Source organism: Scandinavium manionii (genome assembly GCF_024764775.1).
Lineage (GTDB): Bacteria > Pseudomonadota > Gammaproteobacteria > Enterobacterales > Enterobacteriaceae > Scandinavium > Scandinavium manionii.
In genome coordinates, this window is sequence record NZ_JALIGC010000038.1 from 555929 (window position 1) to 572469 (window position 16541).

Genomic DNA, 16541 nt, shown 5'->3' on the forward strand with positions numbered 1-16541 from the left:
CCCTGACACGAGGTTTTTATCTTTATGACACATGCAGACTCTCCGCTCGTTGTAGCCAAATTTGGCGGTACCAGCGTTGCCGATTACGAAGCCATGAACCGCAGCGCCGACGTGGTGCTTTCCGATTCCGGCGCACGCCTGGTCGTTCTGTCCGCCTCAGCTGGGGTGACAAATCTGCTGGTTGCCCTGGCGGAAGGTCTCGAATCCACCGAACGCTTCGTTAAACTCGATGCGCTGCGCCGAATTCAGTTCGATATCCTCGAACGCCTGCACAACCCTAACGTTATCCGCGAAGAAGTCGAACGCCTGCTGGAAAACATCACCACCCTGGCGGAAGCCGCTTCGCTGGCGACGTCAACGGCACTGACCGACGAGCTGGTGAGCCATGGCGAACTGATGTCGACGCTGCTGTTCGTCGAAATCCTCCGCGAACGTAATATCCAGGCCCAGTGGTTTGACGTCCGCAAAGTCATGCGCACCAGCGACCGCTTTGGCCGCGCCGAGCCGGACATCGCCGCGCTGGCTGAACTGACCAGTCAACAGCTCGCCCCGCGCCTGGAAGAGGGCCTGGTGGTCACTCAGGGCTTTATCGGCAGCGAAGCCAAAGGCCGCACCACGACGCTTGGCCGTGGCGGCAGTGATTACACCGCGGCACTGCTGGGTGAAGCGCTGCATGCGTCTCGCGTTGATATCTGGACCGACGTTCCGGGCATCTACACCACCGACCCGCGCGTGGTGCCTGCCGCGCATCGCATCGATGAAATTGCGTTTGAGGAAGCCGCAGAACTGGCGACCTTCGGCGCGAAAGTGCTGCACCCGGCCACGCTGCTGCCTGCAGTTCGCAGCGACATTCCGGTGTTTGTCGGCTCAAGCAAAGATCCGAAAGCCGGTGGCACGCTGGTGTGCAACAAAACCGAGAACCCACCCCTGTTCCGCGCGCTGGCCCTGCGCCGCAAGCAAACGCTGCTGACACTGCACAGTCTCAATATGCTGCATTCACGCGGTTTCCTTGCGGAAGTTTTTGGCATCCTGGCGCGCCATAATATTTCAGTTGACCTGATCACCACTTCAGAAGTCAGCATCGCACTGACCCTCGATACCACCGGTTCGACCGCCACCAGCGATACCCTGCTGACGCAGTCGCTGCTGATTGAGCTGTCGGCCCTGTGCCGCGTGGAAGTGGAAGAGAACCTCGCGCTGGTTGCGCTGATTGGGAACGATCTGTCGAAAGCCTGCGGCGTGGGCAAAGAGGTGTTTGGCGTACTCGAACCGTTTAACATCCGCATGATTTGCTACGGCGCATCCAGCCACAACCTGTGCTTCCTGGTGCCCGGTGCCGAAGCCGAGCAGGTCGTGCAAAAACTTCATCATAATCTGTTTGAATAATTATCCTTAGCAGGATAAACAATACCTATAGCCGGGCTCGAACCCGGCTTTTTTATACCTATAAAAGACAACATAACATCTGCAAGGAATACATCATGCTCTCGATACTTACGCGGCTGTTCCCGCTCTGGGCCGTGCTGCTCTCCGTACTGGCGTACAAAACACCGACCACTTTCACGGCAATTGGTCCGTGGGTGACCACGCTGCTAATGCTGATCATGTTCGGTATGGGCGTGCATCTCAAAATTGACGATTTCAAACGTGTGCTGTCACGCCCGGCCCCGGTTGCCGCCGGGATTTTCCTGCACTATCTGGTGATGCCACTCGCCGCGTGGCTGCTGGCGCTGCTGTTCCATATGCCGCCGGAACTGTCTGCCGGGATGGTGCTGGTTGGCAGCGTCGCCAGCGGCACGGCGTCAAACGTCATGATTTTCCTGGCGAAGGGTGACGTGGCGCTGTCCGTGACCATTTCGTCCGTCTCCACGCTGGTCGGTGTGATTGCCACGCCGCTGCTGACTCGCCTGTACGTCGACACACACATTCAGGTCGACGTAATGGGCATGCTGCTGAGCATTCTGCAAATTGTAGTGATCCCGATTGCGCTTGGCCTGGTGGTGCATCACCTGCTCCCGCGCGTGGTGAAAGCAGTAGAGCCGTACCTGCCTGCGTTTTCCATGCTGTGCATTCTGGCGATCATCAGTGCCGTGGTGGCGGGCTCCGCTTCGCATATCGCTTCGGTCGGTTTTGTGGTGATTATCGCAGTTATCCTGCACAACACACTGGGCCTGCTCGGCGGCTACTGGGGCGGGCGCCTGTTCGGCTTCGACGAATCAACCTGCCGCACGCTGGCCATTGAAGTCGGGATGCAGAACTCCGGCCTGGCGGCGGCGCTGGGCAAAATCTACTTCGGCCCACTCGCCGCGCTACCCGGCGCGCTGTTCTCGGTCTGGCATAACCTTTCCGGCTCGCTGCTGGCGGGATACTGGTCAGGCAAACCTGTAGAGAAACAGAAAGTGGCGGTGGCGAAAGAGAGTTAATCGATGAAGTGCGTGGCGGCTCACCACGTCATGCAAGAAGAAGTCCAGAGCGTATCGCCCGGTTGTGCGGTACACTCTGGGCTTATTCCTCAGGAGGCTTCACTATGGCAATTTCACGTCTGACCCAGCAGGACATGACCGAGAAAGAACAACGCGAGCTGAAAACCCTCCTCGACCGCGCCCGTATCGCCCACGGCCGCCCGCTGACCAACGCGGAAAACAACAGCGTCAAAAAAGAGTACATCGACAAACTGATGGCCGAGCGGGAAGCAGAAGCCAGGAAAGCCCGCCAGTTGAAGAAAAACCAGGCTTATAAAGTCGATAAAACAGCGACATTCACGTGGACTGCCAGCACAGGGCCGCGAGGAAAACGCTAAGCACCATAAAGCCTACGAAAGAACAAAAATGCCGGGGATCTCCCGGCATTTCTCTTTTGAACTCAGAGCGATTTACCGCCCTTTCTTCTTGCGCCCTGGTGAGGCAAAGCGCTTACGGTTTGCCAGTTCTGCCGGGGTTTTCGCCATGTTTTTTGCGCCGCTGCTGGCCGGTTTCTTCACCGGGGTTGCGGCGGTTTTCGGCTTGGCTTTGGCTTTTGCCGGTTTGGCTTCCGAAGATGAGTTTTCAATCAGCTTAAACAGTTCGATCAGTTCATCATCAGTCAGGTCTCGCCATTCGCCTAACGGCAGTCCTTTCAGGCTAACGTTCATGATTCGCGTACGCTCAAGCTTGGTGACTTCGAATCCGAAATGTTCACACATGCGACGAATCTGACGGTTCAGGCCCTGAACCAGGGTGATGCGGAAAGTGAACGGCGCTTCTCTTTTCACTTTGCACTTTTTCGTTACCGTGCCGAGGATCGGCACGCCCTTGCCCATTCCCGCGATAAATTCATCAGTCACCGGTTTGTTAACCGTGACCAGATACTCTTTTTCATGGTCGTTGCCGGCACGCAGAATTTTATTCACCAGGTCGCCATGGTTGGTGAGGAAAATCAGGCCCTGCGAGTCTTTGTCCAGGCGGCCAATCGGGAACACGCGGCTGCTGTGGTTGACGAAATCGACGATGTTGTCCTTTTCGCCGTTCTCGGTGGTGCTGACGATCCCGACCGGTTTGTTCAATACGATTAATACCAAATCGTCTTCCTGACGCGGCTCGATGAGCTGGCCGTTAACTTTCACGACGTCGCCCGCCACCACCTGATCGCCAATGGTGGCGCGCTTGCCGTTGATGAGCACGTTGCCCTGTTCGATATAGCGGTCGGCGTCACGACGTGAGCAGATGCCACTTTCGCTGATGTATTTATTTAATCGGATTGATTGAGTCGGCAGCATAGTTTCTCCTGTATGCGCGAACTATAGCAAAGGCCGATAGCCTTAGAAAACAGCTATCCCCGTCGCTCTTCAAGATACAGGGGTGCTGATGAGACGGACCAACAATCAATAATCGTCGCGGTCGTCGTCTTCGTCCGGCTGTTCCATCACACTGTACGCTACCGCACAGAACAGGGAGTTGAGGCGCTTCATGTCGCCGAGCAGCCCCAGGTGCAGCGAGCTGGTTTCGATACTCTGCACGTTTTGCTGATGCAGCCTGTCGACGTGAGCATGTGAGTAGCGACGATTCAGGATGCGGAAGCGGTGCTTGTTACGGCGCAAACGGCGGGCGCTGTCGACGTCACCGGAGAAGAACACTGACATCGCCAGCTGCAGGTTGCTGAGCAACTGCTCGAAAAGAACATCCAGTTCTTTCAGCCCTTCGACGGAAAACGCCCGGCGCGCAGCCAGTGATTTATCGGCAATCTCACTGCCCATGCGCTCGATAATGTCGGAAGCCTGTTCGAGGTTCAGCGACATCTCAATGATTTCCGCCCAGCGTCGGGACTCCTCTTCTGCCAGCTCGTCCTTCGGCATCCGCGCCAGATACAGCTTGATGGCGGTGTAGAGCACGTTGACGTCGTCAGCGATTTTGCGCAGCTCTTTCTCTTCGCGCGGCTCACCGTGAATAATCTTGTGCAGGCCCGCCATCATGTTTTCCATCGCATCACCGATGCGCAGCGTTTCACGAGCGGCGTTGGCCAACGCCAGCGTCGGCGTATCCAGCGCCGTTGGGTCGAGATGTTTCGGTTTCAGACGTGCATCCAGCTCCGGCACTTCCACGATAATACGCTTGCAGAAGCGAGCCATCGGCTCGGCGAACGGCACCATCGCCAGACAGCGGATCAGGTTGTAGAACACGTGGAAGTAGATAACCAGTTCAGATTTCGCTACCGGCAGGCGGGCCATTACGTCTGCCAGCATGTGGATAAACGGCAATACAATCAGGCTGCCCACCAGCTTAAACAGCAGGCTGCCGAGCGCCACGCGACGTGCGGCGGCATTGGCGGTGCTGTTGTTCAGCATCGCCAACAGGCCAGAACCGAGATTCGCACCAATCACCAGACACAGCGCCACCGGGAACGAAATCACACCAGTGGCCGTTAACGTTGCGGTCAACAGCACCGCGGCGAGACTTGAGTAGGTGATGACCGCAAACAGCGCGCCGATCAGCGCATCGAGCATGATATCGCCAGTCAGCGAGGCGAAAATCACCTGTACGCCATTGGCCTGGGTTATCGGGTGAACAGCCTGAACAATCAGTTCCAGGGCCAGAAGGATCAGCCCGAGGCCAATCCCCACGCGCCCCAACTGCCCGGCACGCGTTTGTTTACGCCCGAGGAAGAAGATAACGCCGACGAAAATCAGCAGCGGCGACAGCCAGGAAAGATCGAAGGTCAGCACGCGGGCCATCAGCGCGGTACCCACATCGGCACCGAGCACGATAACCAGCGCAGGCGTCAGCGCCACTAAATCTTGCGCGACAAACGAGGTGACCAGCATGGTGGTGGCATTGCTGCTCTGCACCAGCGCGGTGACACCAATGCCCGCGCAGAAGGCGAGTGGTTTCTTTTCAACGCTGCGGCTGAGTACGGTACGCAGGCGGGCGCCGAAAACGCGCATCACGCCGGTTCGAACGATATGTGTCCCCCAGACCAGGAGCGCCACTGCGGATAGCAGATGTAATAAAATTAGCATGGGTTATTTTTCTCCTTATTCTACGGGATATGCATCCTGACCCCCTTTCAGTATAAGGGTTTACGTACAATAAAGAGACAAGGCGCCGTAAGGGCGCCTCGTTTGTTGTAAGAAAAAATTAATTAATCAGCGTCATACCCCAGGTTCGGCGCCAGCCAGCGCTCGGCTTCTGCGACGCTCATTCCCTTACGCAAGGCGTAGTCTTCTACCTGATCGCGCTGGATTTGCGCCACCGCGTAGTACTTGCTGTCCGGATGGCTGAAGTACCAGCCCGAAACCGAGGCGCCTGGCCACATGGCGTAGGACTCTGTGAGTTTCATGCCGGTGTGGGTTTCGGCGTCCAGCAGCTGCCAAATGGTGGCTTTTTCGGTGTGTTCCGGACAGGCCGGGTAACCCGGAGCCGGGCGAATACCCTGGTAATTTTCGCGAATGAGTTCCTCGTTGCTGAGGTTTTCATTGGCGGCGTAGCCCCAGTGCACTTTGCGCACACGTTCATGCAGGTATTCCGCAAACGCTTCCGCCAGACGATCGGCTATCGCTTTGATCATAATCTTGTTGTAGTCGTCGTGCTGTGCGTCGAACGCATCCGCCAGCGCGTCTTCTTCCAGCCCACCGGTGACCGCAAAGGCGCCGATATAATCCGCCTTTCCGGAAATTTTCGGTGCAACGAAGTCCGACAGACAGTAGTTAGCAAAGCCCACCTTTTCAGTCTGTTGGCGCAGATGGCGACTGACCGCCAGCACGTGCGTGCGGGTTTCATCGCGATAAATTTCGATGTCGTCGCCGATACGGTTCGCCGGGAACAAGCCCACGACACCGCGCGGGTTCAGCGATTTGTTTGCACTGAGGTTATCGAGCATTTCATTGGCATCGGCAAACAGACGTTTGGCCTCTTCACCCACCACCTCATCTTCAAGAATGCGCGGATATTTTCCCGCCAGCGACCAGGTCATGAAGAACGGCGTCCAGTCGATGTAGTTACGCAGCGTTTCGATGCTGGCACTGACGGCCTGCACGCCGAGACGATGCGCGACTGGCGGCGTGTAGCTTGCCCAGTCGAAGGCCAAATCGTTATCGCGGGCGACTTGCAATGACACTGGCGGCGTGCGCGGTTTTTTACGCGCGTGCTGGATACGCACTGTGTCATATTCTTGACGCGTGCGGGCAACAAACGCATCACGCTGCGTCGCCGAAAGCAGTGCAGAAACCACACCCACGGTGCGCGAGGCGTTCTGCACATACACCGTCGGGCCGCTGTAGTTCTGCTCGATTTTTACCGCCGTGTGCGCTTTCGAGGTCGTTGCGCCGCCAATCAACAGCGGAATAGTGAAGCCCTGGCGCTCCATCTCTTTCGCCACGTTGACCATTTCGTCTAGCGACGGGGTGATCAATCCGGAGAGGCCAATCAGGTCGGCATTCACTTCGCGCGCAGTTTTGAGGATTTTGTCGGTCGGCACCATCACGCCAAGATCGATAATCTCGTAGTTATTACATTGCAGCACCACGCCCACGATATTCTTGCCGATGTCGTGCACATCGCCCTTCACAGTGGCGATCACCATTTTGCCGTTGGTCTGCCCTTTCTCTTTGCTGGCTTCAATGTACGGTTCAAGATACGCCACCGCTTGCTTCATGACGCGGGCGGATTTCACCACCTGCGGCAGAAACATTTTGCCTTCGCCGAACAGGTCGCCGACCACGTTCATACCGTCCATCAGCGGCCCTTCGATAACTTCGATTGGTCGCGAGGCCTGCTGGCGTGCTTCTTCGGTATCGATTTCGATAAATTCTGTGATGCCTTTGACCAGTGAATACTCGAGGCGTTTTTTCACTTCCCAGCTGCGCCATTCGGCTTGCTGAGTATTGGCCGCTTCATCGGTTTTACTGCCGCGGTATTTTTCAGCGAGATCAAGCAGACGTTCGGTGCTGTCATCGCGACGGTTGAGCACCACGTCTTCCACCGCGTCGCGCAGTTCAGCGGGCAAATCGTCATAAATCGCCAGTTGTCCGGCGTTGACGATCCCCATGTCCATTCCGTTGCGGATCGCGTAGTAGAGGAACACGGCGTGGATGGCTTCGCGCACCGGGTCGTTGCCGCGGAACGAGAAAGAGACGTTAGAAACGCCGCCGGAAATCAGCGCGTGAGGCAGCTCGCGTTTGATGTCTTCGCACGCGCCGATGAAGTCCTGCGCGTAGTTGTTGTGCTCTTCGATGCCGGTCGCAACGGCGAAAATATTGGGGTCGAAGATGATGTCTTCCGGTGGGAAGCCCACGTCTTCGGTCAGAATTTTATAGGCACGGGTGCAGATTTCGATTTTGCGCGCACGGGTGTCGGCCTGACCAATTTCATCAAACGCCATTACCACCACCGCAGCGCCGTAGCGACGGACTTTTTTGGCGTGAGCGACGAAGGCTTCGACACCCTCTTTCATCGAAATGGAGTTAACGATGCCTTTGCCCTGAATACACTTCAGCCCTTTTTCGATAACTTCCCACTTCGAGGAGTCGATCATGATTGGCACGCGGGCGATGTCTGGCTCACCGGCAATCAGGTTCAGGAAACGCACCATCGCCGCTTCGGCGTCGAGCATCCCTTCATCCATGTTGATGTCGATTATCTGCGCGCCGCTTTCCACCTGCTGAAGAGCAACGTCCAGCGCTTCGGCGTATTTCTCTTCTTTAATCAGGCGCTTAAATTTGGCTGAGCCCGTGACGTTGGTACGTTCACCCACGTTCACAAACAGGCTCTCAGCGCCGATATTCAACGGCTCAAGGCCCGCCAGACGGCAGGCGACCGGCAGGTCCGGCAGCTGGCGCGGCGCAAGGCCTTCCACCGCGCGGCTCATCGCCGCAATATGTTCCGGCGTGGTCCCGCAGCAACCGCCGACAATATTCAGGAAGCCAGATTCGGCCCATTCACGAATTTGCGCCGCCATGGTGTCGGCATCAAGGTCATATTCCCCGAAGGCATTCGGTAAACCGGCATTCGGGTGCGCCGTGACGTAGCACTCAGCAATGCGCGACAGCTCCTGCACGTACTGGCGCAGTTCATCTGGCCCCAGCGCACAGTTCAGGCCAAACGACAGCGCATCCGCATGACGCAGCGAGTTATAGAACGCTTCCGTAGTTTGCCCGGAAAGCGTACGGCCGGAAGCATCGGTGATGGTGCCGGAAATCATGATCGGCAGATCAACGCCTAACGCCTCCATTTCCTCTTTCACCGCGTAAATCGCGGCTTTGGCATTGAGGGTGTCAAAAACGGTTTCGATAAGAATCAGGTCTGAGCCCCCTTCCACCAGCGCTTTGGTGGATTCGCGGTAGGCGACCACCAGCTGATCGAAGGTGACGTTACGAAATGCCGGATCATTTACATCGGGAGAAATAGATGCCGTGCGGTTAGTCGGGCCAAGAACCCCGGCGACATAACGCGGTTTGTGCGGCGTGCGGGCTGTCCATTCATCGGCACAAGCGCGGGCCAGCTTTGCCGCCGCGAAGTTTATCTCCGCAGACAGCGATTCCATCTGGTAATCCGCCATGGCGATGGTCGTTGAGTTAAAGGTGTTGGTCTCAACGATATCCGCCCCGGCCTCGAAATAGGCGTTATGGATGGCGGCAATGATATCCGGTTGGGTCAGCACCAGCAGGTCGTTGTTGCCCTTCAGGTCACTCGACCATTCAGCGAAGCGTTCGCCACGGTAATCTTCTTCGTTCAGGCGATAGCTCTGGATCATGGTGCCCATGCCCCCGTCCAGAACCAGGATACGATCTTTTAATTGCTGCTTCAGCTGCTTTTCGATGGTGCTCACGCGGACTCCCGACAACGCTCTTATCAACAAGCCATAGTGGCATATTCAACCACTGTGGAAAAGAGAACCACGCGGAACATGAGAGATGTTCACTACCACTGCTCCGATCAGTTCTGATAACGGTTGCATTATAATCAAATAAAACGAAAATGATTTCCACGATACAGAATAAGGAGCTCGTCATGGTTGCAACTGTTCCCGCAAAACGTGGCAGAAAACCCGCCCCTGCCGCAGCGGCCCCACAGCCCACCGGTCAGGTACAGTCGCTGACACGCGGCCTGAAGCTGCTGGAGTCGATTGCAGAATCCCATGGCAGCGTAGCGTTGACCGAGCTGGCGCAGCAGGCTGGCCTGCCGAACTCCACCACTCACCGCCTGTTGACCACCATGCAGCAGTTGGGTTTTGTTCGTCAGACCGGCGATCTGGGCCACTGGACGGTGGGCGCGCACGCCTTCATCGTCGGCAGTAGTTTCCTGCAAAGCCGTAACCTGCTGGCGATTGTGCACCCTATCCTGCGCAAGCTGATGGATGACTCCGGAGAAACGGTGAACCTGGCGGTGCTCGACCAGAGCGACCATCAGGCGATCATCATCGATCAGGTGCAGTGTACGCAGCTGATGCGCATGTCCGCACCGATTGGCGGCAAGCTACCGATGCACGCATCAGGCGCCGGGAAGGCATTTTTATCTCAGTTGACCGATGAGCAGGTTAGCGGGCTGCTGCACCGCAAAGGGCTCCACGCCTACACGCACGCAACCCTGGTATCGCCGGTGCATCTGAAAGAAGATTTGGCGCAGATTCGCAAGCGCGGTTACTCATTTGATGATGAAGAGCACGCACTGGGCCTGCGTTGTGTGGCGGCGTGTATTTACGATGAGCATCGCGAACCATTTGCTGCCATCTCCATTTCAGGGCCAATTTCCCGTGTGACCGACGATCGCGTGACCGAGCTTGGGGCGCTGGTGATTAAGGCGGCGAAAGAAGTGACGCTGGCGTTTGGTGGCACACGCTAAAACGCTGGCGTTTACGGTAAGCAAAAACATCTTCCACGTGTCCGTCCCGAATCCGCGTTTGCAGGCCGCGCCAGTAGTCTGCTCGTAGCAGGTCAGCGTGCATTTCTTCAAACAGCGGTCCGATACGCGCATCGGCGCACAGCCAGTGGCGAAACTCTTCGGGAAAAACATCGCCCGGAGAAACGCTGTACCACGGCTCGCTGGCGAGTTCATCTTCCGGATAACGCGGCGGCGGGATGTCGCGGAAATTCACTTCCGTCATGTAGCAAATTTCATCGTAATCATAAAAAACGACCCGTCCGTGGCGGGTGACGCCAAAATTCTTGAACAGCATATCGCCGGGGAAAATATTGGCCGCAGCCAGCTGACGAATAGCATTCCCATATTCTTCGACCGCATCACGTAACTGCTGGCCGTTGACCCGTTCCAGCCAAATATTGAGTGGTACCATCCGCCGTTCAATGTAGAGATGACTGATGGCAATGCGGTCCCCGAGATCGGTGATTTTCTGCGGGACTTCCTGCCACAGTAGGGCGAGCAGCGCGGGTGATATTTGCCGTTTTTCCAGCACGAAGTTTTCAAATTCCTGCGTGTCGGCCATGCGTCCAACGCGATCGTGTTCTTTGACTAACTGATAACAGGCCCGCACATGCGCCGCATTCATCTCTTTTTGTGGCGCAAACCTGTCTTTGATGACCTTAAATACCCGGTCGAACCCGGGCAGCGTGAACACCAGCATCACCATCCCGCGAATGCCCGGCGCTTCGATGAACTGTTCATCGGTCTGGCGAATATAGGTCAGATATTCGCGATAGCTTTCCGTTTTTCCATGCTTCTGGCAGCCAATCGCCATGTACAGTTCGGCGGTGGTTTTACCCGGCAGTATTTCCCGCAGCCATTCGACTAATGCTGCCGGGAGCGGGGCATAAACCATGAAATAGGAGCGAGCGAAGCCGAAGACAATGCTGGCCTCGGCGCTGCTTGTCAGACAGGTATCAACGAATAGCTCGCCTTCATCGCTGCGATGAATGGGCAACAGCAGTGGCACCACACCCTGCGGCGTCTGTAACTTTGCCACCAGCCAGGCGGCTTTATTGCGATAAAACAACTCGTTGGCGACCTGCAAATGCGATTCACGTAGCACCTCCGGTTCGAAAGACGCCATCAGGTGCGCCACGATATAACCCACATCACGGGCTTTATCCTGCCACGGCAGGCGCAGCGGCAGATCGGTCAGCATGTGATTGAACAGCGTCTCCCAGCCATTCTCCGGGTAAAAATCTTTCGCCAGTGGTCGAGGAATGGCGCGAAAGCGGCGCTCCGGCTGAGAACTGAAAATAAAAAGCCGCTCGGGAGTCAGCGAGCGGTGGTCAAATAACCGACAATACACAGAGTTAAAAAAGCTTTCGGCAATTTCAAAGCGAGGGTAATCAGGCAGCAGCGCGGTGTAATGCTCTTTCACCCGCAGCAAAAAAGCCGCATCCGGACTTTTGCCTTCCGTGATGCAACGCAGTTGTTCCACTACCAGACCCACATGATGGTCGTACAGATGAATACGCTGCTTCATAGCCTGTTGTACCGCGTGCCAGTCTGCCTGCTCGAAACGCTCTTGCGCCCCGGAAGTGACTTCCAGAAAGCGGCCATACTGCGCGTCGAATCCTTGCAGAATAGTTTGAGCGATTAACAGTTCGAGACCACGCGTCATCTGCATCTCCGTTGTGGGTTCCTCTCTCCCCGCAGGAAGAGAGGACGAAATCAGAACTGCGATTCTTCGGTCGATCCTGTCAGCGCAGTGACGGAAGACGCACCACCCTGAATGATGGTCGTGACCTTGTCGAAATAGCCCGTGCCCACTTCCTGCTGATGGGAGACGAAGGTATAGCCCTGTTTGCCCGATTCAAACTCAGGTTGTTGCACTTTTTCGACATAATGGCGCATCCCTTCGCCCTGCGCGTAGGCGTGGGCCAGGTCGAACATGCTGAACCACATGCTGTGAATGCCCGCGAGGGTGATGAACTGGTATTTGTAGCCCATTTCCGATAGCTGCTGCTGGAAGCTGGCGATGGTTTTATCGTCCAGATTTTTCTTCCAGTTAAATGACGGCGAGCAGTTGTAGGCCAGCAGTTTGCCTGGATATTTCGCGTGGATAGCCTCAGCGAAGCGGCGAGCCAAATCGAGGTCCGGTGTGGAAGTTTCACACCATACCAAATCGGCATACGGCGCATACGCCAGCCCACGGCTGATCGCCTGTTCAATGCCCGCGCGGGTGCGGTAAAATCCTTCGCTGGTACGCTCGCCAGTGATAAATTCACTGTCGTACGGGTCACAGTCAGAGGTTATCAAATCTGCGGCGTCAGCATCGGTACGGGCAATCAACAGCGTCGGCACGCCCAGCACGTCGGCAGCAAGACGTGCGGCAACCAGTTTTTGAATCGCTTCCTGGGTTGGCACCAGTACTTTGCCCCCCATGTGTCCGCATTTTTTCACCGAGGCCAGCTGATCTTCAAAATGAACAGCCGCCGCGCCTGCTTCAATCATCGACTTCATCAGTTCGAAAGCATTGAGCACACCGCCAAATCCGGCTTCCGCATCGGCGACGATCGGCAGGAAGTAGTCGATATAACGAGGATCGTTTGGCTCAATGCCCGACGCCCATTGGATCTGATCCGCACGGCGAAACGTGTTGTTGATCCGATCCACCACCGACGGTACAGAATTAGCCGGATACAGCGACTGATCCGGGTACATGCTCGAGGCCAGGTTGGCATCTGCCGCAACCTGCCAGCCGGATAAATACACCGCTTCAATCCCCGCCTTCGCCTGTTGCAGCGCCTGTCCGCCCGTCAGCGCACCGAGGCTGTTCACGTAACCCTTTTTCGCGTCTCCGTGCAGCAAACGCCACATTTTCGCCGCGCCGTGCTGCGCCAGTGTGCATTCCGGGTTCACCGATCCGCGTAATTTCACCACCTCTTCCGCACTGTACGGGCGGCGAATGCCTTCCCAGCGTGGGTTGGTCCATTCCTGTTTGATCTCTTCGATTTGTTGGGTACGGGTTTTCATTGGCAGATGCTCCATTTTAATTATTGGATGGGTTAGGCCAGCAGGCGGTAGCCGGGAAGTGTTAAGAAATCGACGAGTTCTTCGGAGGTGGTGATTTGCTCCATCAGGCGCGCCGCTTCGTCAAAGCGACCGCTGCTGAAGCGGTGTTCACCGAGTTCATCCTGCACAACCCGCAGCTCTTCAGCCAGCATCTGGCGGAACAGCGCTTTGGTCACTGGCGTGCCGTTGCTGAGCGTCTTCTGGTGATGGATCCACTGCCAGATAGAGGTGCGGGAGATTTCTGCCGTCGCGGCATCTTCCATCAGGCCGTAAATCGGCACGCAGCCGTTGCCGGAGATCCACGCTTCGATGTACTGCACAGCCACACGAATGTTGGCGCGCATGCCCTCTTCCGTACGTTCACCATCGCATGGCGCCAGAAGCTGTTCGGCAGTAATCGGTGCGTCGTCATCACGGGTCACGGACAGCTGGTTTGGGCTGTCGCCCAGCACATCGTTAAATACCGCCATCGCGGTATCTGCGAGGCCAGGATGCGCAATCCATGTGCCGTCATGGCCGTTGTTGGCCTCCAGCGCTTTATCCGCCTTCACCTTATTGAGCACCTGTGTATTGCGCCCGGCGTCTTTGCTTGGGATAAACGCCGCCATGCCGCCCATCGCAAACGCTCCGCGCTTATGGCAGGTTTTGATCAGCAAACGCGAATAAGCACTGAGGAAAGGTTTGTCCATCGTGACCATCTGTCTGTCAGGCAGCACACGGTCTGGGTGATTCTTCAACGTTTTGATATAGCTGAAAATGTAATCCCAGCGCCCGCAGTTCAGACCGACGATATGGTCACGCAGCGCATGCAGGATTTCGTCCATCTGGAATACCGCCGGGAGCGTTTCAATCAGCAACGTGGCTTTGATGCTGCCGCGCGGGAGGTCGAAACGATCTTCAGTAAAGCTGAACACTTCACTCCACCAGGCCGCTTCCTGCCAGGCCTGGGTTTTCGGCAGATAAAAATAAGGACCGCTGCCTTTGGTGAGCAGGTTTTTATGGTTGTGGAAGAAGTAGAGTGCGAAATCAAACAAGCTTCCAGGAATGGACTCTCCACGCCAGGTCACATGCTTTTCTGGCAAATGAAGTCCGCGAACCCGGCATACCAGCACCGCAGGATCCGGCCCCAGCTGATAAATTTTCCCGGCTTCATTGGTGTGGCTGATAACGCCGTCAACCGCATCGCGCAGGTTGATTTGCCCGTCGATGACTTTGTCCCAGTTCGGGGCCAGCGAATCTTCAAAATCCGCCATAAACACTTTTACGTTGGCGTTCAGCGCATTGATGACCATTTTGCGCTCAACGGGGCCGGTGATCTCCACCCGGCGGTCTAGCAGATCCTGAGGTATACCGCGAATTTTCCATTCTGAATTCCTAATGGAATGCGTTTCCGAAATGAAATCTGGCAGTTGGCCGTTATCGATATTTTGCTGCTGCTGAATACGTGCGGCCAGCAGCTTGTTACGTTTTGGCGTGAACCGGGTGACCAGTTCATTGAGAAATTCGATCGCCTCTGGGGTCAGGATCTGCTGTTCCTGTTCGCCAAAGGGCTGGCTGAAGGCCAGTTCTTCTGCGGTTGTTGCCTGTTGTGTCATTGCGCGGCTCCTCGTCGTTGATCCAAAGTCACATCCCAAAAACGAACAATGATCGTTGTCTGGTTTTCGTTCAGTTCAATTAAGCCTACGCAATAATCATCCAAAATCAAAAACTATTTCCATTTTTGAATTGAATGGAACTTAACATGTTGATAACTTTAAATTTAAAGTTTCATCACCATTTGGTTATGTTTTCGGAAATAAAAAAGGCACCCGTAGGTGCCTGTTCTGGTGTGCTGAATCGCTTTACGATCGTCCGTGTGGAGGATTATTCCAGCGTAGGATTCATGTGTCGCAGATCGTATGGCGTGATTTGGTAGACGTAATAATTCAGCCAGTTGATAAACAGTAAATTCCCATGGCTGCGCCAGGTTGCCCGCGGTTTGTTTTGTGGATCATTTTGTGGGAAGTAGTTATAGGGCACTTCCGGGGAAAGTCCGGCTTCCTCATCACGGAAAAACTCACCAGCAAGGGTATGTGCATCGTATTCCGGATGTCCGGTTACGAAAGCAATCCGCTTGTCTTTGCTGGCAAACAGATAAGCGTCTCCATCTTCCGTTTCAGCCAGTATTTCGAGGTCTGTGTAATCACGGATCAGCGCCGCCGGGAAATCAGCGTAGCGAGAATGCGGGGCCAGGAAGGAATCATCAAAACCGCGAGTCAGCAAGGCATGAGGTTGCAGGATGTGGTGTTCATATACGCCAGAGAGCTTATCAGAGCGGGTTTGCTTCGGGATACCATACAAAATATTCAGTGCGGCCTGAACGGCCCAACAGACGAACAACGTTGAGGTCACGTGATCTTTTGCCCATTCGAGTACTTGTTGGATCTGCGGCCAGTAGGCGACATCGTTGAATTCAACCAGACCTAGTGGAGCGCCGGTGACAATCAGACCATCGTAATTGTCGTCACAGATGTCTTCGAAATTGCAGTAGAAATTATTGAGGTGCTCGACCGGTGTATTACGGGATTCACGTGCATCTATGCGCAGTAGCTGGACATCAACCTGTAACGGTGAGTTCGACAGTAGACGAAGAAATTGGTTTTCCGTCTCGATCTTTTTCGGCATCAGATTAAGGATCAGCACCTTCAGCGGGCGAATTTCCTGGTTGGTGGCACGCGATGCCGTCATCACAAAGACGTTCTCATCACGCAAGAAATTGACGGCCGGTAGCTCGTCCAGCACCCGAATCGGCATAACCTTATTACCTCACAGCATACGCATACACGTTTAGACATCCAGATAGCTGAAGATAACCAGGAATAAACGAAATGTCGAGTGCGCATGTGAAAGGTGAGAAAGTTTCATGGCTGCTACGGCCCGTGGGATCGACCTTTTTTGGGAAGAATAGGCTTTAAATGATGGTTTTTGTTTCAGAAAGGCTTGTGGATAACGCTGTGGACAGGCTGCGTATAAACGCAAAAAACCCCGGCCTTTCGGTCGGGGTTTCTTACTTGTTTGATGCCTGGCAGTTCCCTACTCTCGCATGGGGAGACCCCACACTACCATCGGCGCTACGGCGTTTCACTTCTGAGT

Annotated in this window: 11 protein-coding genes and 1 rRNA gene; 4 read left to right on the plus strand and 8 right to left on the minus strand. The window is 55.5% G+C overall.

What is annotated here, in order from left to right:
- Nucleotides 1-24 precede the first annotated feature (24 nt).
- The 3 genes from lysC (at nt 25) to MUU51_RS14490 (ending at nt 2800) form a co-directional block, all read left to right on the plus strand.
- Complete coding sequence (lysC, locus tag MUU51_RS14480; protein ID WP_159776576.1) at nt 25-1386, plus strand: lysine-sensitive aspartokinase 3; 1362 nt, start codon at nt 25-27, stop codon at nt 1384-1386.
- A 95-nt stretch (nt 1387-1481) separates the two neighbouring features.
- A complete protein-coding gene (gene panS, locus MUU51_RS14485) occupies nt 1482-2423 on the plus strand; it encodes a ketopantoate/pantoate/pantothenate transporter PanS (protein WP_258967995.1) in 942 nt (313 codons plus the stop codon).
- A gap of 104 nt (nt 2424-2527) precedes the next feature.
- The gene (locus MUU51_RS14490) at nt 2528-2800 is read left to right on the plus strand and encodes a YjbD family protein (protein ID WP_159776572.1); all 273 of its coding nucleotides are present in this window, start codon (nt 2528-2530) and stop codon (nt 2798-2800) included.
- Between the two features lie 72 nt (nt 2801-2872).
- On the opposite strand, the gene rluF is transcribed toward MUU51_RS14490, so the two are convergent.
- From rluF to metH, 3 genes are all read right to left on the minus strand, one after another.
- Entirely contained in the window at nt 2873-3754 is an 882-nt protein-coding gene (gene rluF / locus MUU51_RS14495) for a 23S rRNA pseudouridine(2604) synthase RluF (protein WP_110511073.1), read from the minus strand.
- A gap of 105 nt (nt 3755-3859) precedes the next feature.
- Nucleotides 3860-5491: a Na/Pi cotransporter family protein gene (locus MUU51_RS14500; protein WP_159776570.1), complete on the minus strand. Its 1632-nt coding sequence runs from the start codon at nt 5489-5491 to the stop codon at nt 3860-3862.
- A gap of 122 nt (nt 5492-5613) precedes the next feature.
- A complete protein-coding gene (gene metH / locus MUU51_RS14505) occupies nt 5614-9297 on the minus strand; it encodes a methionine synthase (protein ID WP_159776568.1) in 3684 nt (1227 codons plus the stop codon).
- A 182-nt stretch (nt 9298-9479) separates the two neighbouring features.
- On the opposite strand from metH, the gene iclR reads away from it, so the two are divergent.
- Nucleotides 9480-10310, plus strand: a complete 831-nt coding sequence (gene iclR / locus MUU51_RS14510) for a glyoxylate bypass operon transcriptional repressor IclR (RefSeq protein WP_159776565.1) — start codon at nt 9480-9482, stop codon at nt 10308-10310.
- Here iclR and aceK read toward each other — a convergent pair.
- The 5 genes from aceK to rrf all read right to left on the minus strand — a co-directional run.
- The gene (gene aceK, locus MUU51_RS14515) at nt 10264-12015 is read right to left on the minus strand and encodes a bifunctional isocitrate dehydrogenase kinase/phosphatase (RefSeq protein ID WP_258967996.1); all 1752 of its coding nucleotides are present in this window, start codon (nt 12013-12015) and stop codon (nt 10264-10266) included. The genes iclR and aceK overlap by 47 nt on opposite strands.
- 50 nt (nt 12016-12065) lie before the next feature.
- Nucleotides 12066-13370, minus strand: coding sequence for an isocitrate lyase (gene aceA / locus MUU51_RS14520; protein ID WP_159776561.1), 1305 nt, complete (start codon nt 13368-13370; stop codon nt 12066-12068).
- A 32-nt stretch (nt 13371-13402) separates the two neighbouring features.
- Nucleotides 13403-15004 carry a malate synthase A gene (gene aceB, locus MUU51_RS14525; protein ID WP_258967997.1) on the minus strand — a complete coding sequence of 534 codons (1602 nt, stop codon included), beginning with the start codon at nt 15002-15004 and terminating at the stop codon, nt 13403-13405.
- Nucleotides 15005-15272: 268 nt separating this feature from the next.
- Entirely contained in the window at nt 15273-16202 is a 930-nt protein-coding gene (gene metA, locus MUU51_RS14530) for a homoserine O-acetyltransferase MetA (protein WP_159776557.1), read from the minus strand.
- 266 nt (nt 16203-16468) lie between these two features.
- Nucleotides 16469-16541, minus strand: a 5S ribosomal RNA gene (gene rrf, locus MUU51_RS22255); the annotation flags it as partial.